Genomic DNA, 23778 nt, shown 5'->3' with positions numbered 1-23778 from the left:
GCAATACGACCGTTTGATCGAGACTCAGGTTCCCGAGCGCGGGTGGTGGCGCTCGTAGACTTCACGCAGCCGGTGCTGGGCCACGTGGGTGTAGATCTGGGTGGTGGACAGATCACTGTGGCCAAGCAGCATCTGCACCACGCGCAGGTCGGCGCCGTGATTGAGCAGATGCGTGGCGAAGGCATGCCTCAGTGTATGAGGCGACAGGGACTTTTGCACGCCGGCGCGGGCGGCGAGCTGCTTGACGCGATGCCAGAAAGTCTGGCGTGTCATGCGGGTGCCACGACGGCTCGGGAACAGCACCTCCCTATCCTCGCCGAGCAGCGCCGGGCGGCCGTCGCGCAGGTAACGCTCCAGCCAATGCAGCGCCTCCTCGCCCAGCGGGACCAGCCGCTCCTTGTCACCCTTGCCCACCACCCGCACCAGCCCCTGGCGCGGGTTCACCTGGCTCAGGGTCAACCCGACCAGTTCCGACACCCGCAACCCGGACGCGTAGAGCACTTCCAGCATGGCCCGGTCGCGCAGGCCCAGGGCATCATCGAGATCCGGCGCCGCCAGCAGCGATTCCACGTCCGCCTCGGAGAGAGTCTTGGGCAGGGGCCGACCGGTGCGCGGCCGGTCCACATTGAGCGTGGGATCGTCCCGTAAACGCCCTTCCCGCTTCATCCAGCGGAAAAAGCTTTTCATGGCGGACAGCTGACGGGCCACGGAGCGGGCGCTCACCCCCACCCGGTCGGCCAGATACTCGAGTATGTCCAGTCGCTGGCAGCGGGCCAGCCCGCCACCCCGGGCCGCCAGCCACTGGCCGAGCTGACGTAGGTCACGACCATAGCTTTCCAGGGTGTGACGGCTCAGCCCGCGTTCCAGCCATTGCGCATCCAGCCAGGCATCGATCAGGGCCTGATCGGCATCCGGCAGCGGTGGCGGCGAGGAAGGGGGCGAGGCGTTCATGGCCGGGAGTATTGGCGAAGGCCGGATAAAACTCAAACGTTCCCGGTTTTACCTTTTATTACCCGGCACGCCGGCATGCCCTTGGCATACTGGGGAGGCGAATAATGTACCGGCGCAGGAGAGGACCTTATGGGTATTTTATCGTGGATTGTCCTGGGTCTGCTGGCGGGGATCATCGCCAAGTGGATCATGCCCGGCCGCGATGGCGGGGGCTTCATCATCACCACCATTCTGGGGATTATCGGCGCCATCGTCGGCGGCTGGCTGGGTTCCATGGCCGGAGTTGGCGGCCCGGTGAGTTCCTTCAGCCTGGGCGGCCTGGTCACCGCCGTGATCGGCGCGCTGGTGGTGCTGGTGGTGTTCCGGGCGGTGGCCCGTTAACGGCACGATCCCGGCCAGAACCACCGACAAAAAGAAGGGCCGCCCCGAGGGGCGGCCCTTCTTTTATCCGGAAATCCAGCCGGCCCGGTCCAGAGGTCGCTTCCGATTGCCCTACAGCAAAGGCTGAAGCGACGTGGCTCGCGGGCCGGCCTGGCGGCGCGCGCCGTTTTAGCGGATTTTTTCCTTGATGCGCGCGGACTTGCCGGAGCGCTCGCGCAGGAAGTACAGCTTGGCGCGACGCACGTCACCGCGACGATTCACTTCGATGGAATCGATGATCGGGCTGTGCAGCTGGAACACCCGCTCAACGCCCACGCCGTGGGAGACCTTACGCACGGTGAAGGCGGAGTTCAGGCCGCGGTTGCGACGGGCGATGACCACGCCCTGGAACGCCTGCAGACGCTCCCGGTTGCCTTCCTTTACTTTCACTTGCACGGTGACGGTGTCACCGGCGCCGAACTCGGGCACGTCGGTCTTCAACTGTGCCTGTTCGATTTCCTGAATCAGGGGTTTCTTGCCGCTCATGGCGCGCTCCTCGGTTATTGGTCGCTGTATCGCCGCCCGTCGTCATCCGCCTGGTATTCGCGGATGTAATCGTCGAGCAACTCGCTCTCTTCCTTGCTCAAGCCCCGCGCGCGGCGCGCCTCGAGCAAGTCGGGACGCCACCGCCAGGTGCGTCCCAGTGCCTGCTTGAGCCGCCAGCGACGGATCCGTTCGTGATCCCCGCTGAGCAGCACCTCAGGCACGGCGCGATCCCGGTACATCTCGGGCCGCGTGTAGTGCGGGCAGTCCAGAAGGTTCTCCATGTCGCCGGAGAACGAGTCCTGGGCCGCCGAGTCCTGATGCCCGAGCACCCCGGGCAACAAACGCGTGACCGCGTCGATCAGCACCAGCGCCGGCAACTCACCGCCGCTGAGCACGTAATCACCGATCGACACCTGTTCATCCACTTCGGTCTCGATCAGCCTTTCGTCCACCCCCTCATAGCGCCCGGCCAGCAGGATCAACCCGGGCTCGGCGGCCAATTCCGCCGCCTTCGCCTGGGTCAGCGGCCGTCCCTGGGGGGACAGATAAATCGTTTTCGCCGGCCCGGCACGGCGCCGGGCCTCGGCCAGGGCCTTTTCCAGCGGCGCCACCTTCATCACCATGCCGGGGCCGCCGCCGAAGGGCCGGTCGTCCACGGTGCGGTGCCGGTCCTCGGTGAAATCCCTGGGGTTCACCGTGTCCAGCGTCAGCAGGCCGTTTTCCACCGCCCGCCGGGTGACACCGAAGTCGGTGACCGCGCGGGCCATCTCCGGGAACAGGCTGACCAGCGTGATACGCACTAAAACTCCGGGTCCCAGTCCACCCGCAACTCGCCGGCGTCCAGGTCCACCGCGCGGACCACCTCATCGGGGGTCCAGGGCAACAGGCGCTCCTGGCGGTCCAGGCTGTCGGCGTCGCCGCGCACCACCAGGACGTCATTGGCGCCGGTTTCCAGCAGCTCGTGCACCCGGCCCAGGTCGCGACCGTCCTCGAGTTTTACCCGCAGGCCGATCAGGTCCCGCCAGTAATACTCACCGTCGCCGGCCTCGGGCAGTTGCGAGCGGGGCACGGCGATTTCCCGGCCCACCAGTTCGCGGGCGGCCCGGTCACGGTCGTCGTAACCGTCCAGGCCTGCCACCAGCCCCTTGCCCTGACGGCGCTTGCCGGCGATCTTCACCGGTTTCCAGGCGCCGTCCTCGAACAAATGCCAGGGCTGGTAATCGAAGATGTTTTCCATCGGGTCGGTGAAGGAATACACCTTCACCCACCCTTTGACGCCGTGGACCGAGACAATGCGGCCCACCACCAACACCTCATCGGGTGTCAGCATGATCAGGCGCTCTGCTGGGCTTCCCGGCGAGCTTCCTTGACCAGCGCCTTGACGCGCTCGGAAGGCTGGGCACCCTTGGCCATCCAGGCTTCAACCGCTTCCACGTCCAGCTTCAGACGCACTTCACCGCCACGGGCGATGGGGTTGAAGAAACCCAGGTTATCGATGAAACGGCCATCACGGGCGTCGCGGCTGTTGGCGGCCACGATGCGGTAGAAGGGGCGTTTTTTGGAGCCACCACGGGCGAGACGAATAACTACCATAGTTGCAATACCTTGTTTTCAATCCGGTTTCCCGGCCCGCGGGCTTCGCCCCGGGCCATCGTATCCGCTTGAAACCCCGCCGGCGCCAGGGCCGGACGGGTCGCGAAGGGGGCGGATTATACGGCCATCCGCCGGCGAGATAAAGCCCGGCTAGCGGCCTCCGCCCATGGGGGGCAGACCGCCGCCGCCGCCCATCGGCGGCATACCGCCACCCGGGGGCATGCCACCGCCCCCCATGCCACCGCCGGAGCCGCCGCCCATCATGCCTTCCATGCCGCGCATCATGTTCTTCATGCCGCCCTTGGTGCGCATCTTCTTCATCATCTTGGACATCATTTTCTGCTGCTTCATGAGCCGGTTGAGATCCTGGATCTCCAGGCCGGCCCCGGCGGCGATGCGCTTCTTGCGCGAGCCCTTGATGACGTCCGGATTACGGCGCTCCTTGGGAGTCATGGAGTCGATCAGCGCTTCCATGTGTTTCATCTGTTTCAGCGCCGCCGGGTCCTGGGCGGCCTGCATCATGGAACCCATGCCGGGCAGCTTGTCGAGCAGGCTGCCCAGCCCGCCCATGTTGCGCATCTGCTGGAACTGATCCTTCAGATCCTCGAAGTCCATCGCCTTGCCTTTCTTGAACTTCTTGGCGATTTTGTCGGCTTTCTTCTTGTCCAGGGTGCGCTCGGCCTGCTCCACCAGGGACAACACGTCGCCCATGCCAAGGATGCGGCTGGCGATCCGGTCCGGGTGGAACGGTTCCAGGGCGTCGGTCTTCTCGCCCATGCCGATGAACTTGATCGGCTTGCCGGTGAGGTGGCGCACCGACAGCGCCGCGCCGCCCCGGGAGTCGCCGTCCGCCTTGGTGAGAATCACGCCGGTGAGCGGCAGGGCGTCATTGAAGGCGCGCGCCGTGTTGGCGGCGTCCTGGCCGGTCATGGCGTCCACCACGAACAGGGTCTCGGTGGGCGAGATGGCGCTGTTGAGGCGCTTGATCTCGGCCATCATGTCCTCGTCCACGTGGAGACGACCGGCGGTGTCCACGATCAGCACGTCCATGTACTTGTTGCGAGCCGCCTGCAGAGCGCCGTTGGCGATGTCCACCGGGTCCTGATCGCCGCTGGAGGGGAAGAACTCCGCCTTCACCTCGCCGGCCAGGGTCTCGAGCTGGTCGATGGCCGCCGGGCGGTACACGTCCGCGGACACCACCATGACCTTCTTCTTCTCGCGTTCCTGCAGATAGCGGGCGAGCTTGGCCACGGAGGTGGTCTTGCCGGCGCCCTGCAGACCCGCCATCAGGATGATGGCCGGCGGCTTGACCGACAGATCCAGGGCGTCGTTGGCGTCGCCCATGGTGTGCACCAGCTCGTCGTTGACGATCTTGACGAACGCCTGGCCCGGATTGAGGCTCTTGAGCACTTCCTGCCCGAGCGCCTTTTCCTTCACCTGCTCGACGAACTCCTTGACCACCGGCAGGGCCACGTCGGCCTCCAGCAGCGCCTTGCGCACCTCGCGCAGGGTGTCGCGGATATTGTCCTCGGTGAGCTGCCCCTGACCGGCCAGGCTCTTGAGCGACTGACCCAGACGGTCCGTGAGATTCTCGAACATGATCATCAACCTCCAGAATTGCGGGCGCCCGGCCCGGAATCCGGGGCCTGAGCGACAGGGGGCCGATTATAGGGCACCAAGGCCCGATCCGTCATGGCGGGACGCTTCAAAAGCACCCCCACCTATGCCAGACTTCGGCGGCTTTTCCGGAGAAATCTCGACTTATGAGCCCTGCCGAGGCCCTTGGCCTGACCGCCACTTTCTTTTACGCCCTGGCGTCACTGCTGGTATTCCGGCAGTTCCGCTCCCAGAGCGCGCCGTCCACCGCCCTGTTGCTGGCCCCCGCCGCGGTGGCGACGGCGGTGCACGCGGTATCGCTGTATTTCCTCATGGTCACCGACCAGGGGCTGCTGCTGGGCGTGCTGCCGGTGGCCTCGTGCATGTCGGCGGTGGGCGCCGGCCTGGTCAGCGTTTCCAGCCTGTACCGGCCCTTTCAGTGGATCGGCGCCCTGGTGTTCCCGTTCGCGGCGCTGATCATCCCCGCCAGCCTGTGGATCAACACCGGCTACCGGGTGCACCCCCTGGAGCACGGCATCGGCCTGCACGTACTGCTGTCGATCCTGGCCTATTCGGTGCTGGTGATCTCCGCCTGCCAGGCGATCCTGCTGCTGATACAGCATCGCCAGCTCAAGGATGGCCATATCCGCGGCGTGATGCGGGTGTTCCCTCCGATCCAGGTGATGGAGTCGATGCTGTTCGACACCATCTGGCTGGGCGAGGCACTGCTCACCGTGGCGATCCTGTTCGGCTTCCTGTACGTGGACGACCTGTTCGCCCAGCACCTGGTGCACAAGACCGTGTTGACCCTGGCGTCCTGGGTGATCTTCGCGGTGCTGCTGGCCGGCCGCCACCTGCGCGGCTGGCGCGGCCTGACCGCGATCCGCTTCACCCTGGCCGGCTTCGCCGTGCTGCTGGTGGCGTTTTTCGGCTCGCAACTGGTGCTGGAAGTGGTTCTTGGCCGCCGATGAATATCAGCGAGGCGGATCAAGCAGCCATCCACGCTCTCTGGGATGAGCTGGCGGAACTCCCCGCCTCGCAACCGGATACCGCCCTGGACCTCCTGCTTAACCGGATCGCCGGGCTGATCGACTCCCACCACGGTTACTGGCTGTGCTCGATCCGGCTCGTCGATGACGACGGCGACGCCCTGCTCGGCTGGCGCGCCCGCTCGATCCGGTTCTTCGGTGAGCTGCCGGCGGACCAGGAAGTCTACGTGGCCACCGTGAAGCGTCTGGACAAGGGCATCCCGGACGAATCCACCCGCAACCACGTGCATCAGGCCGGACGCTTCCGCGCCACCCTGCTGCGCGGCCATGTCTCAGCGGCGTTTTATCGCGGCGATCATTACATTCACCATTATCTTGGTCGGGGCATCACCGACCGCCTGTTCGTGGTGATGCCGGTGAACCAGGATCTGGAGAGCTTTTTCGTGTTCGACCGCCTGCGCGACCAGGCGGATTTCACCTCCCGGGATATGGAGGTGGCCCGCTATGCCCTGCGTAGCCTGAGCTGGCTGAATCGCCAGATTCACCTCAGCCATGGCCAGTTCATGGCCGAGGCGCCGCTCACCCCCACCGAACGCCTGGTGCTCAAGCACTTGCTCGCCGGCCATGCCGAGAAAGCCATCGCCGATACCCTGGGCCAGAGCCCCCACACCACCCACGAGTACGTCAAAACCCTGTTTCGCAAGTTCAACGCGCGCAGCCGCGCCCAGCTCACCGCCCTCTGGCTGGGCCACGACTGACCCCGCCTTTCGCTTGACAGCCCCCGGCCACCCCCAAACAATGGCCTGCCAATAAGCAACAGAACGACTTCCTCTTGGACAGTTTTTCCGACGGGTGGCTGCTTACCGCCCTGATCATCCTGATTTTCGGCTCCGCCTTCTTTTCCAGCAGTGAGACCGGCATGGTGGCGATCAACCGCTACCGGCTGCGTCACCTGGCCCGCCAGGGCCACCGGGCCGCCACCCGGGTGGAGGAGCTGCTGCGCCGCACGGACCGGCTGTTGTCGGTGATCCTGATCGGCAACAACTTCGTCAATAACTTCGCCGCCACCGTGGCCACCATTCTGGCGATCCGCTGGCTGGGGGATTCCGGCGCGGCGGTGGCGCCGGTGGTGATCACCCTGGTGATGCTGGTGTTCGCCGAGATCACGCCCAAAACCTACGCCGCGATCAAGCCGGAGCGCATCGCCTTCCCGGCCAGCGTGGTGCTCAAGCCCCTGCAACTGCTGCTGTCGCCGCTGGTGTGGCTGGTCAATGGCGTGAGCATGGTGTTCCTGCGCCTGGCGGGCTCGCCGCTGGGCCAGAATGACGAGGATCACCTGAGCCCGGAGGAACTGCGCACCGTGGTCAACGAGGCCGGCGGCCTGATCCCGGAAAAACACCAGAAGATGCTGCTCAACATCCTCGACCTGGAGAGCGTCACCGTCGAGGACATCATGATTCCGCGTAACGAAATGGTGGGCGTGGACCTGGAGGATGACATGGACGAAATCCTCAATACCCTGCGCGCCAGCCAGCACACCCGCCTGCCGGTGTACCGGGGCGACCCGAACAACATGCTCGGCACCCTGCACCTGCGCAAGCTCAGCCGCCTGCTGCTCAAGGAGGACATCAACAAGGCGGAGTTGATGCAGTACACCGTGGAGCCCTACTTCGTGCCCGAGGGCACCTCCCTGAACCGGCAGCTGATCAACTTCCAGAACGCCAAGCGACGCATCGGCATCGTCGTCGATGAGTATGGTGACGTGCTCGGCCTGGTGACCCTGGAGGACATCCTCGAGGAGATCGTCGGCGAATTCACCACCGACCTGGCGGCCACCAGCCAGGACATTCACCCCCAGGAGGACGGCAGCTACGTGATCGACGGCGCCACCCACCTGCGCGAGATCAACCGCTCCCTGGACTGGGACCTGCCCACCGGCGGTCCCCGCACCCTGAACGGCCTGATCCTGGAGCACCTGCAGGACATTCCGGACGCCAACACCTCGATCCGCGTGGACGACTATCTGATCGAGATCCTGCAGGTGAAGGACAATATGGTGAAAGCGGCGCGCATGCGCCGCGCCTCCGAGCAGGCCGAAGCCGACAGCCCCTAGACCCTAGCCCCTGGATTCTCGTAGGAGCGGCTTCAGCCGCGATTCCTAGACCCGATCGGCGTGGGGAGACCCCACCCAGGCGCGAATGTCACCCTCGTGGCGGTCCACCAGGCGACGGCCCTCGTCGATGGCCTCGCTGGCGCGGTGGAAATCCATCAGCGCGAAATCCTCGAGCAGCGGAATCAGCGTCACCTCCGGCGGGTCGCCGGCCATGCGCGAGCGGGTGATGCGGTCCTGCATGATGTTGACGCTGGAGGCCACAACGTCGAAGAAACCGGGGTCCTCGCCATCTCCGGCGGCGAAGTAACCCATCATCTTCTGCCATAGGCTGCGATCCTCCTCGCCATGGCCATCGCCGGTATCCGGCGGCCTCTGCCGGTTGAGGTGCGCGCCCACCAGCTGGGCATTGAGATTCACGGCGATCACCACATCGGCGCCGAAGGCGCGGGCCGCGGACACCGGCACCGGATTCACCAGGCCACCATCCAGCATCCAGCGCTGCTGGTGCTGAAACGGCGAGAACAACCCGGGCAACGCGCAGGAAGCCCGCGCCGCATCCAGCACCGGCCCCTTGCTGATCCACACTTCCCGACCGCTCTTCATGTCCGTGGCCACGGTCACGAAGCGCTGCTCCAGCTCCTCGATGTTGGGGTTGCTGTGCATCTCCTGGAAGAAACCGAACAACTTCTCGCCCTTGACCACGCCCCCGGAGAAGGTGAAATCCATGAGGCTGAACACGTCCCGAGTGGTCAGGGTCTTCACCCAGTCACCGAATTCCGCCAGGGAGCCGCTAACGTAGGCACCCCCCACCAGAGCGCCGATCGAGGTACCGGCCACCACGTCGATCTCCACGCCCATCTCCTCGAGGGCCTGGATAATGCCGATGTGCGCCCAGCCCCGCGCCGAGCCACTGCCCAGTGCCAGCCCCACCCGAGGGCGACGCGGCGCCGGAGCCTCCGGCTTGTCGCCGGCCTCCTCGGTGACAGGCTTCTTGTCACTCTTAAGCCCCGGCAGGTTCATGTCAACTCCGCCACGGCCACCGCGCAGGGGGCCGGATCGCCGTCCATGCGGCGCTGGCAGCGAGCCAGCACCTCCCTTTGCCAGGCCGGTGTCAGCCGGCCCCAGTAGCTGATTTCACGGCCAGTGCGAAAGCACCCCACGCAGATGTCGTCGCCATCCAGGGCGCAGATCGACACGCAGGGCGACACCACCACCGGCTCAGTCCTGGAAGCGCTCATCGATCTCCAGATGCTCCTCGAAATGACGGGCATGGGCGGCATAGTGCTGGCTGCTCAGGGTCAGCATGGCCTTGTGACCATCGGAGATTTCCTTGACCACCTTGGCCGGCGCGCCCATCACCAGGGAATTGTCGGGAATTTCCATGCCCTCGGGCACCAGCGCGTGAGCGCCAATGATGCAGTTATTGCCGATTCTGGCCTTGTTGAGCACCACCGCGTTAATGCCGATCAGACTGTTATCACCGATGGTGCAGCCGTGCAGCATGACCTTGTGGCCAATGGTGACGCCGTTGCCGATCTTCATCGGCACGCCCGGGTCCACGTGCAGCACGGAATTTTCCTGAACATTGGAATTGTCACCGATCTCGATCAGGTCGTTGTCGCCGCGTATCACCGCGCCGAACCAGACGCTGACGTTCTCCCCCAGCACCACCGAGCCAATCACGGTGGCATTGGGAGCGATCCACTGACCCCCGCCGCGCAGCTCCACGCGGCGATCACCCAATTTATAAATCATTCTTCACCTGTCAGGTCGAAACGCACATTGGCGTCGTACACATGGTTAAGCAGATCCAGAATCATGAAGGCGGTCAGCCCCCAGATACGCTTGCCCTCGAACTGATAGCTCGGCATGCGCAGCCGGCGACCGTAGAACTCCACCGGCGCCGATAGTCTCGGAGGCTGATCCAGGAAGAAGTGAAGCGGCACGTGGAAAATGGTGTCTATTTCCCCCGGCTCGGCCACCAGCGACACGCCCGGCCGCACCAACCCCACGAACGGGGTCACCTTGATGCCAAACCGGGAGGGTACCGGCGACAACTGTCCCACCACCTCCACCTGATCGTGGGGCAGCCCCACCTCCTCCTGGCTCTCGCGCAGAGCGGTGGCCTTGAGATCCCGGTCCCCCGGGTCCCGCTTGCCACCGGGGAAGGCCACCTGACCAGCGTGGGTGGACAGGCCCTGGGCCCGCACCGTGAGGATCAGCTCCGGCTCCGGCTGATCCACGAACGGCATGAGAACGGCGGCTTCCGGCAATTTCACCGGCAAATCGTTGTAGGGGTAGGCCGCCATTCGCTGCCGTAATTGATCCAACACTGACTGCTCCCGAGGTAACTTCAAACAACAGTTTGACCAGAGGCCGCCCGGCGGGCAAGCCGAACCTCGGCCGCCACGATCGGCACCCGCACGAGATTGCCGCCGGCCCACGGAGCCAGTAGTCTGGCCCTTCCCCGCCCGGGCCACACCACCGGGCGGGCCCCTGAACCGCCGAGAGCCCCTGTCGAGAGCCCCTATGAAGTACTGCAGCCATTGCGGCAACGAAGTCCTGTTCTCCGTTCCCGACGGCGACAACCGTCCGCGCTACTGGTGCAACCATTGCGGCGTGATCCACTACCAGAACCCGAAAATCGTGGTTGGTGCGGTGCCGGTCTGGGAAGGCCGCTTTCTGCTCTGCAAACGGGCCATCGAACCGCGCATCGGCTACTGGACCCTGCCCGCCGGCTACATGGAAAACGGCGAGACCCTGCAGGAGGGCGCCGCCCGGGAAACCTGGGAGGAAGCCTGCGCCACCGTGGCCATCGGCGACCTGTACACGGTGTTCAACCTGCCGCACATCAACCAGGTGTACATGTTCTTCCTGGGCGAGATGGTCAACGGCGACTATGGGGTGGGCGACGAGAGCGCCGACGCCGGCCTGTTCAGCGAGGACGAGATCCCCTGGGACCAACTGGCCTTCCCCACCATCGGGCGCACCCTGAAGTACTACATCCAGGACCGCGCCAACGGCAACGACTACCCGATCCGCACCCAGGACATCCAGCCGCTGAAGCGCAAACCGTCCCTCGACGACGCTCTTTAGCAACACCCCAAAGAGCGCGTCCAATACGCAATTCATACAACCGGTATACACTCCGTCACAAAATCAGGTTAAAGTGCCCCTTCATAAGTCGATAACGACATAAATCGGACTGTCAGGGCGGCTGGCGCCCTCGTCCATAGTTACCGGCGTGTAAACGCCACCGTTCGGGGGAACGTAACTTGACCGCCTTTTCCTATGCCCGACGCGGCCTGGCCGCGTTGTTGGTTGCCGCCGCGTGCCTGATCGCCCAGGCCGCCACCGCCCAGACCTTCAATGCCGCCAACTGGGAGGCCTTCGCCGCCCTCAACGCGGACTCGCCCAACAATCAGGTACGCGCCATGGCCGAGTACAAGGGCGACCTGTACATCGGCGGCACCTTCGGCCGGGTCGGCGGCCAGCAGGTCTACTACGTGGCCCGCTGGAACGGCTACCAGTGGGAGAAGCTGGGCGATGGCCTCAACAACGCGGTCTATGCCATGACCGTGTACGACGGCAAGCTGATCGTCGGCGGTTCCTTCACCACCACCAGCGGCGTCAGCGCTTCGCGCATCGCCAGTTGGGACGGCGAGCAATGGGCGCCCCTGGGCGACGGGCTCAGTTCCAGCGTGGTGGACCTGACCGTCTACAACGGCGAGCTGATCGCCGGTGGTATTTTCACCGCCGCGGGGGGGCAAAGCGCCAAACGCGTCGCCCGCTGGGACGGCAGCCAGTGGCACGGCATGGGCGGCCCGGACCACGGCACCGTTAACTCACTATCGGAATACAATGGCGATCTGGTCGTCGCGGGCTCTTTTTATCTGGTCAACGGCCAGAGCCATAACTACATCGTCCGCTGGAACGGCAGCACCTGGTCCAGCCTCGGCGGCGGCATGAACACCTCCGTGAACGATGCCGTTGAGTTCCAGGGCAAGCTTTATGCCACCGGCATATTTACCGCCGCCGGGGGCAATGCGACCAGTTACATGGCGGTGTGGGATGGCAGCGCCTGGTCCAATGTCGGGGGCGGCTTATCCGATGCCGGTTTCTCGCTGTACGCTGACAACGACAAACTCTACGTGGGCGGCCAGTTCCAAGCCGCCGGCGGCGTCAGTTCCCTGGGCACCGCCGCCTGGGACGGCAGCCAATGGAGCGCGGTAGGCGACGGGCTCGGCCCTTACGCCGGCTCGGTGCTTCGTATCTATCACATCACCAAGTTCAACGATGAAATCGTAGTGGGTGGCCTGCTGGATAAGGATGGCACCACTAATCTGGTGCGCTTGAATAACGGCAGTGCGTGGCAGGCTTTCCAATCGACCTTCCTTGACGGCTCGACCTATGTGGCCGCGGAACACGACGGCAACGTCATCGTCGGCGGCGAGTTCAGCCGAATCGCGGGAGTGGCGGCAAACAGGATCGCGCGCTGGGACGGGTCGCAATGGCAAGCGCTGGGTGATGGTTTCAACGGTACCGTGACCAACATCGTCAGCTACCAAGGCGAGCTTTACGCGGCAGGGGCGTTCGACCACAGCGGCAGTGACCCGATAACCGGCGTGGCGCGTTGGGATGACAACGCGCAAACCTGGCAGCCGTTAGCGGCCGGTGTGAACAACTCTGTGAATCGCTTAAGAGTGATAAACAACCAGTTATGGGTGCTAGGTGAGTTTAGCTCCGCGGGCGGCGAGTCTGCCGCTGGCATGGCGCGTTGGGATGGGAGTCAATGGTCAGGCGTTGATTTTCCTTATCAAAATCACGTCGGGCCGAGAGATGTTGTCGAGTACAAGGGGGAAGTGGTTGTCGGCGGCCGATTCTATAACCCAGAGGGCTTTCTGCTGTTTAAAGTCGCCGCATTCGATGGCGAGCAGTGGTACCCGCTGGAGCTTGATGCCGTCACGGGCATGGTCCAGAGCATGGCGGTGCACGACGACGTTCTGTATGTGACCGGCAATATCCATAGTATGAACGAAAGCATCAGTGCGAGTGGGGTTGCGGCTTGGGATGGCAGTCAGTGGACCAACGTTGGCAACAGCGAGGTTGATAGCGGAAGCAGTTTGCAATCCTTCAAAGAGGGGCTGTTCCTGGGCAGCGATTCCGGTTTGTACGTGCTTCAGGATGGCACTTTCCAACAGCCGGCGGCGGGCGTGACGGAACGTATTAATGGCCTGGGCATCGCGAACGACAGCCTTTATTTGACCGGCGCCTTTTCCTCCGCGGGCGGTCAGCCCGCACAGAATCTGGCGCGTCTGATCCCGAACCTGACACTGACCCTGGACGCCCGGAACGGCGATGCGGCGGAGACCACCCGTTACTTCCCCGACACCACCATTCCTCTGCCCCAGCCGCAGCGGGACGGCTATCTCTTCGAAGGCTGGAACACCGCCTCCGACGGCAGCGGCACCGGGTACACCGATAGTCTGGCGCTGGGCGGCATGGACCAGACCCTGTATGCCCAATGGCGGCTGGAGGTCTACACGGTCAGTTTCGACACCGACGGCGGCGAGGCTCTGGACGATCTGGAACTGGAGCCCGGCGCCGCCCTCAGCGCCCCGACCCCGGTACGGGAAGGCTATACCTTCACCGGATGGCAGCCCGCCCTGCCCGCCACCATGCCCGAGACCGATCTGACCGTGACCGCCCAGTGGCAGGTCAACCAGTACACCCTGACCTTCAACAGCAACGGCGGCAGCGCCGTGGGCGCTCTCACCCAGGACTACGGCAGCGCCATCACCGCACCCACCGCACCCACACTGGCGGGGTACACTTTCACCGGCTGGAGCCCGGCGGTGCCGGCCACCGTGCCGGCGCAAAACCTGACGCTGACCGCCCAATGGCAGGTCAACCAGTACACTCTGACCTTCGACAGTAACGGCGGCAGCGCCGTGGGCGCTCTCACCCAGAATTACGGCAGCGCCGTGACCACACCCGCCGCGCCCACCCGCGAGGGCCATACCTTCACCGGATGGAGCCCGGCGGTACCCACCACCGTGCCGGCCCAGAACCTGACGCTGACCGCCCAATGGCAGGTCAACCAGTACACCATCACCTTCAACAGCAACGGCGGCAGCGCCGTGGGCGCCCTCACCCAGGATTACGGCAGCGCCGTCAGCGCGCCCAGCGCGCCCACCCGCGAGGGCCATACCTTCACCGGCTGGAGCCCGGCGGTGCCGGCCACCGTGCCGGCGCAAAACCTGACCCTGACCGCCCAGTGGGACGTGAACGCCTACACGCTCAGCTTCGACAGCGCCGGCGGCACGCCGGTGGCGCCACTGACGCAGGACTATGGCACCGCCATCACCGCGCCCACGGCGCCGCAGCGGGAATTCCACGTCTTCCAGGGGTGGAGCCCGGCGCTGCCAGCCACCATGCCCGCGGAGAACCGGGTGCTGACGGCGGTCTGGCAGGAATACGGTCGCTACACCGCCGCCGTGGTGGTACAGGGTGAGGGCCAGGTCACCCCGGCCAGCCAGACCCTCTACGAGACCCAGTCCGCCCAGTTCTCGCTGACGCTCAACGATCCCGACGACTACGTCACCGTGAACGGCTGCGGCGCCAGCCTGGCTGGCGGCCTGATCACCACCGCGCCGCTCACCGCCAACTGCACGGTGCAGGTTGGCATCTTCCCCTCCACCCAGCCGGAGAAGGACAAGGAAGGTCCGTTGGCCAGCGCCGAAAGCGTGCGATTCCGCCTGCAGGGTGGTGCCGGCGAAAAAACCCTGTCGTCCGTCTATCTGATGCGATCCGGCGTGGACGCGCCGTTGTTCGGCGATCAGATGGATACCCTGCTGACCCTCAACGAGGACGGCAGCTACACTTTCATCGCCGAACGCACCGGTCGCTATACCCTGCTGTTCAGCGACGCGGTGTCCGGCGAGGTCACCGAGGTAACCATCGATGTGCTGCCGTACCTGGCGTTCGCCAGCAGCCATCGCCGCGCCCTGCGCGACGACGCCAGCGTAATCAACCTGTGGCTCAGCGACGAGCCGATCGAGTACCCGGTGACCGCCACCCTGAATGGTAGCGGCATGGATTTCGAGTCCCAGGCCGTCAGCCTCTCCGCGAGCGATGCGCTGCGGCGGTCTTTCTCCGTGCCCACCGGCGGCGGCGACACCGCCGCCCTCGAACTCACCGACCTGGCCGGCGCACTGGCCGGTAACCCCGTCAACCAGGCCCTGACCCTGCAAAGCGACCCGCTGCCGCTGTCGTTGGCTCTGGACGTGGTCCAGGGCGTCGTCACCGGCACCCGGGTGGTGAGCCGTTACGACGGCACCGTGACGGTTACCGTGGACGCCGGTGGCGCCCTGGTCGATCAATATGACTGGCAAGCGCCCGCGCTGACACTGACCGCCAATGGCAACCAGGCCGGCTTCGATCCGCAGACGCTGGACCCGGGCGCCTATCAGCTCACCGTAACCGCCAGCAACGCCGACACAGACGGGGTGGCCGTGCTTACCCTGCAGGTGGTGGACGCTTGCCCGCTGGAAGGGTGCGGCGGCCTGCTGCAGGGCGTGCCCGCTCCGGCCAATCCCCAGGCTGGCAACGACCATAGGCTGGCCCTGTGCCCCGGCAGTCGGGTGACGCTCTGCGAGGGCGAAAGCAGCGCGTATCTGGAAACCGCCAACGCCTTCCGTCTGGCCCTGGGCGGCACCAGCGGCGCTCAATCCTGGGCCAGCGGCGAGTTCGGCCTCGGTGTCAGCGACGCTTCCCTACCCCGGGACGACGCCTACCTGCATCACGGCGTGGCCGTCGATTTCGAGATCCAGAGTCTCGACCAACCCGGCGAGACGGTGCCGGTGGCCATCCCCCTGGTCGGCGATACGGTGATCCCCGCCGACGCGGCATGGCGGAAGTACCAGAACGGTGGCTGGCATTTATTCCTCGAGGATGAGCTCAACCAGTTGTACAGCGCGCCGAAAAACGGCCTGGGCCGATGCCCGGCGGTGTCCTCGGACGGTTGGACGCCGGGGCTCAGCGAGGGCGATGCCTGCGTGCGTCTGTCCATCCAGGACGGCGGCCCCAACGACGCCGATGGCCGGGCCGACGCCGTGATCCGCGACCCGGGCACCCTGGCCGTGCCACGCGCGGAACAGGGCGAACGCCCCGAGGACCTGTGGGGTAAAGGTGGCGCCAGCGGTGGTCTGATGGTGGCTCTGCTCGGTCTGCTGGCGTTACGGCGCCGGCGGCCGGGCCTCGCTTGAAACGGAAGGCTTGATCGCCACTGAAGCCGCTCCTACGGCAGGCTCGATGAACGCGGTAGGAGCGTCCGGGCGGCGTACCGCCTCAGTGGCGATCAGCCGGGCAGGTCCTCGAGGCGCCACAGATCGATGGCGGGTTCTTCGTAGGGGTGGGCCAGGCGCAGGGCGCTGAGGGCGGCCTTGAGGTGGTCGTCGGTGCAGATCATCTCGACGCGGAATTCGTCCACGGTCTCGATTTCACCGTGCTCGCCGAGATGGGGGTTACTGCCTTCCAGGGGCCGGAACTGGCCCTGGCCGCGCACCTGGAAGCTGCAACGGTCGTAGTTGCCGATGCGACCGGCGCCGGCCTCGAAGACGGCGGTCTTGACCGCCTCGGCGTGGTCTTCCGGTACGTAGAAGCACAGCTTGTAGACGATCATGGGTCGCGGTCTCCGGTTGGGTGGACGCATTGTGGCGGCCGGATCGCGGCTGAAGCGGTGCGCCGCCCGGCCGCTCCTACAGATCTTTCGTAGGAGCGGCTTTAGCCGCGATTCCCATCAAGCCGGCTGGTTGGCCTCCGCCAGGTGCGCGAAGCGGTCGCGCAGGCGGTAATCGCCCTGGGCGGAGATCCAGATGCCGGTGGCCTCCACGGTCTGGGTGTCACCGGCGAACACCTTCGCCTCGGTGAACAGCTTACGCCCTTCCAGCCGATTCACGCGCGCCTCGAAGCGGATTTCCGTGTTCAGCGGCGTGGGCGCCAGGTAGCGGATATTGAGGGTGCCGGTCATGCCCAGGCCGGTGACGAAATCCTGGGTCTTGGCCATCAGCATGTCCAGGGCCAGGGCCAGCACACCGCCGTGCACCTTGCCCGGCGGGCCCATGAACACCCGCCCGAAGGTGGCGCTGCCGCGCACGGTGTCGCCGTCCACCCACAGGGTCATGGGCGGCGACAGCGGGCTGGCCGGGCCGGACAGAATCTCGAACTCGGCCATGTCCAGGGCGTCCTGGCGGCTGCCCTGCCCGCTGATCAGGCGGCCCAGAATGTCGCGCATGCTCCGGTGGCCATGGCCTTCCAGTTGCTCGCGCAGGGCGCGGGCCTGTTCGGTGTAGGCGGCCAGGGCCGCCTCATCCGCGTCCAGCCGTACCAGCTGCTCGCTGATCGCCAGCAGCTCCCGGGCCAGCGCCCGGCGCTGCTCGGACACGGGGGTCGGCTCGGGGGATTCGCCGATGGGCAGATCGAAATAATTAAACGTCTCGTTGGTCATCAACCCACCCACTTGCGCGCGTTGGCGAACAGCCGGTACCAGGGGCCGTTCTCGAAGCGGTGCCAGTCGTCAGGAATCCAGCTGTTCTGCAGCACGCGGAACACCCGCTCCGGGTGCGGCATCATGATGGTGACGCGGCCATCGCGGGTGGTGAAGCCGGTGGCGCCCCGGGCGGAGCCGTTGGGGTTGGCCGGATACTGTTCCGCCGGGTTGCCCAGGCCGTCCACGAAGCGCATCGCCAGCAGACGGTCCTCCTCGTTGCGGCGCAGGGCGTCATCGCTGATTTCCACCCGGCCTTCGCCGTGGGCCACGGCGATGGGCAGGCGGGTGCCGGCCATGTCCTTAAGCAGAATGGACGGCGAATCCTGCACTTCCACCAGGGAAGTGCGCGCCTCGAACTGCTCGCTCAGGTTGCGCACGAAGCGCGGCCAGTGCTCCGCCCCGGGGATCAGATCCTTGAGGTTGGACAGCATCTGGCAGCCGTTGCACACGCCCAGGGCAAAGGTGTCGTCGCGGAAGAAAAAACGGTTGAAGGCTTCGCGCAGACGTTCGTTGTAGAGCACCGTCTTGGCCCAGCCCTCGCCGGCGCCGAGCACGTCGCCGTAGGAGAAACCGCCACAGGCCACCAGCCCTTTCATGTCGGCCAGATCCACCCGACCGGCGAGCAGGTCACTCATGTGCACATCCACGGCGCGGAAGCCGGCCCGGTCGAAGGCGGCGGCCATCTCCATATGGCCGTTGACGCCCTGCTCGCGGAGCACGGCGATGGAGGGTCTCGCACCCGTGTTTATGTAAGGCGCGTTGAGATAGGGCGCGGCCACGTCCTCGCTCATGTCGAAGGTGAGGCGCACGTTCAGGCCCGGATCATTGGAGTCGGGCACGGCGTCGAATTCCTGGCGCGCGCAATCCGGGTTGTCGCGCAGGGCCTGGATGCGATAGCTGGTTTCCGACCACAGCCGTTGCAGGCCCCAGCGCGGGCGCTCGCGCAACACCGCGCCGCCCAGGCGCAGACGCATGATGTCGTCGTCGTTGGGGGTACCCACGTGATGCACGCAACCGGCCAGGCCGGCGTCCTGATAGCGTTGACGCACCGCCTCCACCTCCTCGGCCCGCACCTGGATCACCGCGCCGGCCTCCTCGGCGAACAGCGCCGCCACCGCTTCCGGGCCGTCACCGGCGATGTTATCGAGCACGATGTCGATGCCCACCCGGCCGGCGAAGGCCATCTCCGCCAGGGTGGTGAACAGGCCGCCGTCCGAGCGGTCGTGATAGGCCAGCAGGCGGCCCTCGGCGAGCAGCGCCTGGGTCACTTCGAAGAACGCCACCAGGTCGTTGGCATCATCCAGATCCGGCGCCTCGGCGCCCACCTGGCCGTACACCTGGGCCAGGGCGGAACCGCCCAGGCGGTTCTGGCCCCGGCCCAGGTCGATGAGCAGCAACTCGCTGTCCATGCCGGTGCGAATCTGCGGAGTGGCGGTGAGGCCGATGTCGGTGACGGTGGCGAAACCGGACACGATCAGCGACAGCGGCGCGGTGACGCTTTTCTCCAGGCCGCGTTCCTGCCACAGGGTGCGCATGGACAAGGAGTCCTTGCCCACCGGAATGGCGATGCCCAGCGCCGGGCACAGCTCCATGCCCACCGCCTTGACGGTATCAAACAGAGCCTGGTCCTCGCCGGGATGGCCGGCGGCGGCCATCCAGTTGGCGGACAGGCGGATGTTGCCCAGGGCGCCGATGTGGGCGGCGGCCAGGTTGGTAAGCGTCTCGGCCACCGCCATGCGGCCGGCGGCGGCGGCGTTGACCAGGGCCGCCGGGGTGCGCTCGCCCATGGCCATGGCCTCACCGGTGCGCTGGTTGTAGCCGGTGGCGGTGACCGCGCAATCGGCCACCGGCACCTGCCAGGGACCGACCATCTGATCGCGGTGCACCAGGCCGGTCACCGAGCGGTCGCCGATGGTAATCAGGAAGTTCTTGGAGGCCACCGTGGGCAGGCGCATGACCCGCTCGATGGCGTCCTTGAGTTCGATGCCGTCAGTGTTGAACGGTCGGCGCTCGAAGTCCTCGCGATCAAAGGCGCGTTGCATCTTCGGCGGCTTGCCGAACAGCACGTCCATGGGCAGATCCACGGGCGCGTCGCCGAAATGTTCGTCGCCCACCCGCAGGTGCTCCTCGCTGGTGGCCTCGCCGAGCACCGCGAACGGCGCGCGCTCGCGCTCGCACAGGGCGCTGAAGCGCTCCAGGTCCTCCGGCAGCACCGCCAGTACGTAGCGCTCCTGGGCCTCGTTGCACCAGATTTCCACCGGGCTCATGCCGGGCTCGGCGCTGGGGATTTTGCGCAGTTCCAACCGCGCGCCCCGGTCATGGTCGTGGACCAGTTCCGGCAACGCGTTGGACAGGCCGCCGGCGCCCACGTCGTGCACCGACACGATTGGGTTGTCGTCGCCCAGGGCCCAGCAGCGGTCGATCACTTCCTGCACCCGGCGCTCGATCTCCGGGTTGTCGCGCTGCACCGAGGCGAAATCCAGGGTCTCGTCGGATTCACCGCTGGCCATGGAACTGGCGGCGCCGCCGCCCAGGCCGATCAGCATGGCCGGGCCGCCCAGCACGATCACCTTGGCGCCGTCGGGAATCTCGTTCTTGTGCACATGGCCGTCGCGCACGTTGCCCAGGCCACCGGCGATCATGATCGGCTTGTGGTAGCCACGCCGTTCCTCGCCGTTGATGCCCGGAGCCTGCAGTTCCAGGGTTCGGAAGTAACCGCACAGGTTGGGGCGGCCGAATTCGTTGTTGAAAGCGGCGCCGCCCAGGGGGCCCTCGATCATGATGTCCAGCGGCGAGGCGATACGGTCCGGGCGGCCGTAGTCGTCTTCCCAGGGCTGCTCGAAGCCGGGAATGCGCAGGTTGGACACCGAGAAGCCGGTGAGCCCGGCCTTGGGTTTGCCGCCCCGGCCGGTGGCGCCCTCGTCGCGGATCTCGCCGCCGGCGCCGGTGGCCGCGCCCGGGTGCGGGGCGATGGCGGTGGGATGGTTGTGAGTCTCCACCTTCATCAGCATGTGCACCGGCTCGTTGACGTAGCGGTACACCTGGGCGCCACTGTCTTCGGCGGGGAAAAAGCGGTCCGCCACCGGGCCTTGCACCACCGCCGCGTTGTCACTGTAGGCGCTGAGCACGCCGTCCGGAGCCTGTTTGTGGGTGTTGCGGATCATCGCGAACAGGCTCAGATCCTGCGCCTCGCCGTCGATGGTCCAGTCGGCGTTGAAGATCTTGTGGCGGCAGTGCTCGGAATTGGCCTGGGCGAACATCATCAGCTCGGCGTCCGAGGGGTTGCGACCCAGGGCGGTGAAGCGCTCCACCAGATAGTCGATCTCGTCGTCGGCCAGGGCCAGCCCCAGCTCGCCATTGGCTTCGGCCAGGGCCTCGCGACCGCCGCCGATCACATCCACGGTGGTGAGCGGGCGCGGCTGGTGGTGGGTGAACAGCCGGTCGGCGTCCTCGAGCCGCTCCAGTACCGCTTCCACCATGCGGTCGTGCAGGGCGGCGGCCAGCTCCCGGCGCTCCGCCGGGGCGTCCATGCTCAGGCGGTATTCGATACCGCGCTCCACCCGCGCCACCTTGTCCAGGCCGGCGTTGTGGCAGATGTCGGTGGCCTTGGACGACCAGGGCGATACCGTGCCCGGGCGCGGCACCACCACATAGAGATCGCCGTCCACCGGCGTCTCCTCCAGGGTGGGGCCGTATTCCAGCAGGCTTTCGAGAACCCGCTGCTCACGCTCGTCGAGTTCGGCCTCCAGCTCCACGAAATGCACGTATCGGGCCGACAGCGCCGCCACGTTGGGCAGGGCTTCGAGCAGTTTTTCCTTACGAAAGGCGGACAGCGCCGGGCTACCTGGGAGGATCAGCATAGGAACGGCTTTTTCCATCGAGTGACTGTACGGGGGAGACGACGGAGCCACGGGCTCCAAGGCCCGCAATGATACGGGATGGAGGTCGGAATTCCTATTCGCAGAACCGCCGGCGGTGGTGGCGGTCATAGGCTGCGCCAATGGGGCCAATACATCTTTCGTTACCCCTTACCCGGGTAAATTTGCTGGATTTTTAAGCAATCCGCCGGCAAAATTGCGCCCGCATTACGTGATCGGGATCACAAACGGAGCCCCCACGGACATGACGACGCTGTTCAAACCAAGCCGACACGGCCTGGCCAGGCACCTTCTTGCCCCGCTGGCACTGCTGGCGGTGGTGTGCGCCACCCTGGCCCTGCGGCCCACCCCCACCGCCCTGGAACGCATCCAGGCGCGGGGCGAGCTGGTGGTGGCCACGCGTCCGTCCCTGACCACCGTGTACCGGGATTCCAACGGCCTCACCGGCATGGAGTACGAACTCGCCAAGGGCTTCGCCGACCGCCTGGGCGTGAAGCTCGAACTGCTCAAACTGGACAGCAATGACGCCCTTCGCCAGGCGGTACGCCGCGGCAAGGCCGACCTGGCCGCCGCCGCGCTGCTCGCCGGCGAGGATGAGCAACGGGGTCTGCGCTACAGCACCCCCTACCAGAACGTGGACACCCTGGTGATGTACCGCCTGGGTGGCGCGCGGCCCACCAGCCTGGCCGATCTGGCCGGCAAGACCCTGGTGGTGCGCGCCGGCAGCCGGCACGCGGACATGCTCGCCGATGCACGGGCCAGCAACCCCGGGCTGGTGTTCACCGTGGAAGAGAAGTCCTCCGCCGAGCAGGTGCTGGCCACCATCGAACAAGGGGACGCCGACTACGCCCTGATCAACTCCAATGCCTATGTCATGCATCGGGCCCTGTTCCCGGATCTGGCCTCCGGCTTCACGCTGAACCGCGACCAGGGGCTGGCCTGGGCCTTCGACGCCCGCGACGACCAGAGCCTGTACCTGGCCGCCCAGCGCTATCTCACCCGGATCAAGGCGGACGGCACCGCCGAGCGCCTGGTGGACCGTTTCTACGGACACCTGGATCAGTTTGATCTGTACGCCGCGCGCAGCTTCATCCAACACCTGGACGACCGGCTGCCCAACTACACCGCCGACTTCCGTCAGGCCGCCGACAGCGCCGGCTTCGACTGGCGCCTGCTGGCCGCCATGGCCTACCAGGAATCGCTCTGGGACGCCCAGGCCATCTCTCCCACCGGGGTCGAGGGCCTGATGATGCTGACCACGCGCACCGCCCGGGAAATGGGCATCAGCGACCGCACCGACCCGGCCCAGAGCATCCGCGCCGGCGCCGGCTATCTGCGCCAGCTCCACAACCGTATTCCCGAGCGCATCCAGGAACCGGACCGCACCTGGATGGCCCTGGCCGCCTACAACATGGGCATGGGCCACCTGGAAGACGCCCGCGTGCTGACCCAGCGCCAGGGCGGCGACCCGGACCGCTGGGCGGACGTGAAAACCCGACTCACCCTGCTCGACGACCCGGGCTACGTGAACCAGCTCCGCTACGGCGCCGCCCCCGGCGGCCAGGCGGCGGTATACGTGCGGCATATCCGCCACTACTACGATCTGCTGGTGCGCGCCGACAATTCCGAGCGCCACGGCCAGACCCTGCTCGCCACCAGCGAATAATCCCTCCGGACGAAGAGCGCGGCTTCAGCCGCGATCCGCGCCCCGGTCCCGCCTTTGCCGAAAGAAATCCCGCAACAGCGCGGCCGCCCGCTCCGCCGCCACGCCCCCCACCACCTCCACGCGATGGTTGTAGAAGCTCCGCTCCGGCAACCCGAGCTGGCTTTCACAAACGCCGGCCCGGGGCTCGCGGGCGCCGTACACCAGCCGCGCGATGCGGGCGTGCATCAAGGCCCCGAAGCACATCGTGCAAGGCTCGATGGTGACGTACAGGGTGGCGCCTGGCAGCCGGTAATTGCCCTCGCGGGCGGCGGCGGCGCGCAGGGCATTGACCTCGGCATGACCGGTGGGGTCGTGGGCGCCGATCGGCCGGTTCCAGCCCTCGCCCAGCACCTCGCCATTGCGTACCACCAGCGCCCCCACCGGCACCTCGCCCTCGGCGCCGGCCCGCTCCGCCAGCGCCAGCGCCCGGTCCATCCAGTACTCGTCGTCACCCATTAATTCGTTTCCTCGTTCAACGCGGGCCATATGTTCGACCC

Annotated in this window: 21 protein-coding genes; 7 read left to right on the top strand and 14 right to left on the bottom strand. The window is 66.2% G+C overall.

Features of this window, described 5'->3' with window-relative positions; genetic code table 11:
- Window positions 1-24: 24 nt before the first annotated feature.
- Window positions 25-918: a site-specific tyrosine recombinase XerD gene (gene xerD, locus ACLD02_RS06740; protein WP_410298634.1), complete on the bottom strand. Its 894-nt coding sequence runs from the start codon at window positions 916-918 to the stop codon at window positions 25-27.
- A gap of 162 nt (window positions 919-1080) precedes the next feature.
- Between xerD and ACLD02_RS06735 the strand changes: the two genes are divergently transcribed.
- A complete protein-coding gene (locus tag ACLD02_RS06735; RefSeq protein ID WP_203104784.1) occupies window positions 1081-1332 on the top strand; it encodes a GlsB/YeaQ/YmgE family stress response membrane protein in 252 nt (83 codons plus the stop codon).
- Between the two features lie 168 nt (window positions 1333-1500).
- Here the strand turns inward: ACLD02_RS06735 and rplS are convergent, their stop codons facing one another.
- The 5 genes from rplS to ffh form a co-directional block, all read right to left on the bottom strand.
- A complete protein-coding gene (rplS, locus tag ACLD02_RS06730; protein ID WP_203104785.1) occupies window positions 1501-1857 on the bottom strand; it encodes a 50S ribosomal protein L19 in 357 nt (118 codons plus the stop codon).
- A 14-nt stretch (window positions 1858-1871) separates the two neighbouring features.
- Window positions 1872-2657: a tRNA (guanosine(37)-N1)-methyltransferase TrmD gene (trmD, locus tag ACLD02_RS06725; protein ID WP_203104786.1), complete on the bottom strand. Its 786-nt coding sequence runs from the start codon at window positions 2655-2657 to the stop codon at window positions 1872-1874.
- Window positions 2657-3187 carry a ribosome maturation factor RimM gene (rimM, locus tag ACLD02_RS06720; protein WP_203104787.1) on the bottom strand — a complete coding sequence of 177 codons (531 nt, stop codon included), beginning with the start codon at window positions 3185-3187 and terminating at the stop codon, window positions 2657-2659. Before rimM ends, trmD begins: the two co-directional genes overlap by 1 nt.
- Window positions 3188-3189: 2 nt before the next feature.
- Window positions 3190-3450 (bottom strand): 30S ribosomal protein S16, encoded by a 261-nt coding sequence (gene rpsP / locus ACLD02_RS06715; protein WP_203104788.1) that lies wholly within the window; start codon window positions 3448-3450, stop codon window positions 3190-3192.
- A gap of 150 nt (window positions 3451-3600) precedes the next feature.
- Window positions 3601-5049 carry a signal recognition particle protein gene (ffh, locus tag ACLD02_RS06710; protein WP_203104789.1) on the bottom strand — a complete coding sequence of 483 codons (1449 nt, stop codon included), beginning with the start codon at window positions 5047-5049 and terminating at the stop codon, window positions 3601-3603.
- A gap of 164 nt (window positions 5050-5213) precedes the next feature.
- On the opposite strand from ffh, the gene ACLD02_RS06705 reads away from it, so the two are divergent.
- The 3 genes from ACLD02_RS06705 (at window position 5214) to ACLD02_RS06695 (ending at window position 8148) form a co-directional block, all read left to right on the top strand.
- Entirely contained in the window at window positions 5214-6017 is an 804-nt protein-coding gene (locus ACLD02_RS06705) for an inner membrane protein YpjD (protein ID WP_410298262.1), read from the top strand.
- Window positions 6014-6793: a helix-turn-helix transcriptional regulator gene (locus tag ACLD02_RS06700; RefSeq protein ID WP_410298261.1), complete on the top strand. Its 780-nt coding sequence runs from the start codon at window positions 6014-6016 to the stop codon at window positions 6791-6793. The genes ACLD02_RS06705 and ACLD02_RS06700 overlap by 4 nt, the downstream gene beginning before the upstream one ends.
- Before the next feature lie 74 nt (window positions 6794-6867).
- Window positions 6868-8148, top strand: coding sequence for an HlyC/CorC family transporter (locus tag ACLD02_RS06695; protein ID WP_203104792.1), 1281 nt, complete (start codon window positions 6868-6870; stop codon window positions 8146-8148).
- 45 nt (window positions 8149-8193) lie between these two features.
- Here the strand turns inward: ACLD02_RS06695 and rssA are convergent, their stop codons facing one another.
- The 4 genes from rssA to ACLD02_RS06675 are packed head-to-tail and all read right to left on the bottom strand — an operon-like array spanning window position 8194 to window position 10481.
- Complete coding sequence (gene rssA, locus ACLD02_RS06690; RefSeq protein ID WP_203104793.1) at window positions 8194-9168, bottom strand: patatin-like phospholipase RssA; 975 nt, start codon at window positions 9166-9168, stop codon at window positions 8194-8196.
- Window positions 9165-9386, bottom strand: a complete 222-nt coding sequence (locus tag ACLD02_RS06685) for a DUF1289 domain-containing protein (RefSeq protein ID WP_203104794.1) — start codon at window positions 9384-9386, stop codon at window positions 9165-9167. Before ACLD02_RS06685 ends, rssA begins: the two co-directional genes overlap by 4 nt.
- Entirely contained in the window at window positions 9367-9903 is a 537-nt protein-coding gene (locus ACLD02_RS06680) for a gamma carbonic anhydrase family protein (RefSeq protein WP_203104795.1), read from the bottom strand. The genes ACLD02_RS06685 and ACLD02_RS06680 overlap by 20 nt, the downstream gene beginning before the upstream one ends.
- Window positions 9900-10481, bottom strand: a complete 582-nt coding sequence (locus ACLD02_RS06675) for a CoA pyrophosphatase (RefSeq protein WP_203104796.1) — start codon at window positions 10479-10481, stop codon at window positions 9900-9902. Before ACLD02_RS06675 ends, ACLD02_RS06680 begins: the two co-directional genes overlap by 4 nt.
- A 196-nt stretch (window positions 10482-10677) precedes the next feature.
- On the opposite strand from ACLD02_RS06675, the gene ACLD02_RS06670 reads away from it, so the two are divergent.
- Both ACLD02_RS06670 and ACLD02_RS06665 read left to right on the top strand, forming a co-directional pair.
- Complete coding sequence (locus ACLD02_RS06670) at window positions 10678-11244, top strand: NUDIX hydrolase (RefSeq protein WP_194298354.1); 567 nt, start codon at window positions 10678-10680, stop codon at window positions 11242-11244.
- A 179-nt stretch (window positions 11245-11423) separates the two neighbouring features.
- Window positions 11424-16415 carry an InlB B-repeat-containing protein gene (locus ACLD02_RS06665; RefSeq protein WP_410298260.1) on the top strand — a complete coding sequence of 1664 codons (4992 nt, stop codon included), beginning with the start codon at window positions 11424-11426 and terminating at the stop codon, window positions 16413-16415.
- Between the two features lie 92 nt (window positions 16416-16507).
- Here the strand turns inward: ACLD02_RS06665 and ACLD02_RS06660 are convergent, their stop codons facing one another.
- The 3 genes from ACLD02_RS06660 to purL all read right to left on the bottom strand — a co-directional run bounded on the left by ACLD02_RS06660 (window position 16508) and on the right by purL (window position 21558).
- Entirely contained in the window at window positions 16508-16831 is a 324-nt protein-coding gene (locus tag ACLD02_RS06660; RefSeq protein ID WP_203104798.1) for a YqfO family protein, read from the bottom strand.
- A 117-nt stretch (window positions 16832-16948) separates the two neighbouring features.
- The gene (locus tag ACLD02_RS06655) at window positions 16949-17656 is read right to left on the bottom strand and encodes a PaaI family thioesterase (protein ID WP_203104799.1); all 708 of its coding nucleotides are present in this window, start codon (window positions 17654-17656) and stop codon (window positions 16949-16951) included.
- A complete protein-coding gene (gene purL / locus ACLD02_RS06650; protein ID WP_410298259.1) occupies window positions 17656-21558 on the bottom strand; it encodes a phosphoribosylformylglycinamidine synthase in 3903 nt (1300 codons plus the stop codon). The genes ACLD02_RS06655 and purL overlap by 1 nt, the downstream gene beginning before the upstream one ends.
- A 262-nt stretch (window positions 21559-21820) precedes the next feature.
- Between purL and mltF the strand changes: the two genes are divergently transcribed.
- Window positions 21821-23242: a membrane-bound lytic murein transglycosylase MltF gene (gene mltF / locus ACLD02_RS06645; RefSeq protein ID WP_410298258.1), complete on the top strand. Its 1422-nt coding sequence runs from the start codon at window positions 21821-21823 to the stop codon at window positions 23240-23242.
- Between the two features lie 24 nt (window positions 23243-23266).
- Here the strand turns inward: mltF and tadA are convergent, their stop codons facing one another.
- Window positions 23267-23737, bottom strand: a complete 471-nt coding sequence (gene tadA / locus ACLD02_RS06640; RefSeq protein ID WP_203104802.1) for a tRNA adenosine(34) deaminase TadA — start codon at window positions 23735-23737, stop codon at window positions 23267-23269.
- Window positions 23738-23778: the final 41 nt, after the last annotated feature.

It is taken from the genome of Alloalcanivorax sp. C16-2, assembly GCF_046507615.1.
GTDB lineage: Bacteria > Pseudomonadota > Gammaproteobacteria > Pseudomonadales > Alcanivoracaceae > Alloalcanivorax > Alloalcanivorax marinus_A.
Note: the sequence above shows the minus strand (reverse complement) of the source record. Positions and strands in the feature narration are given on the sequence as shown.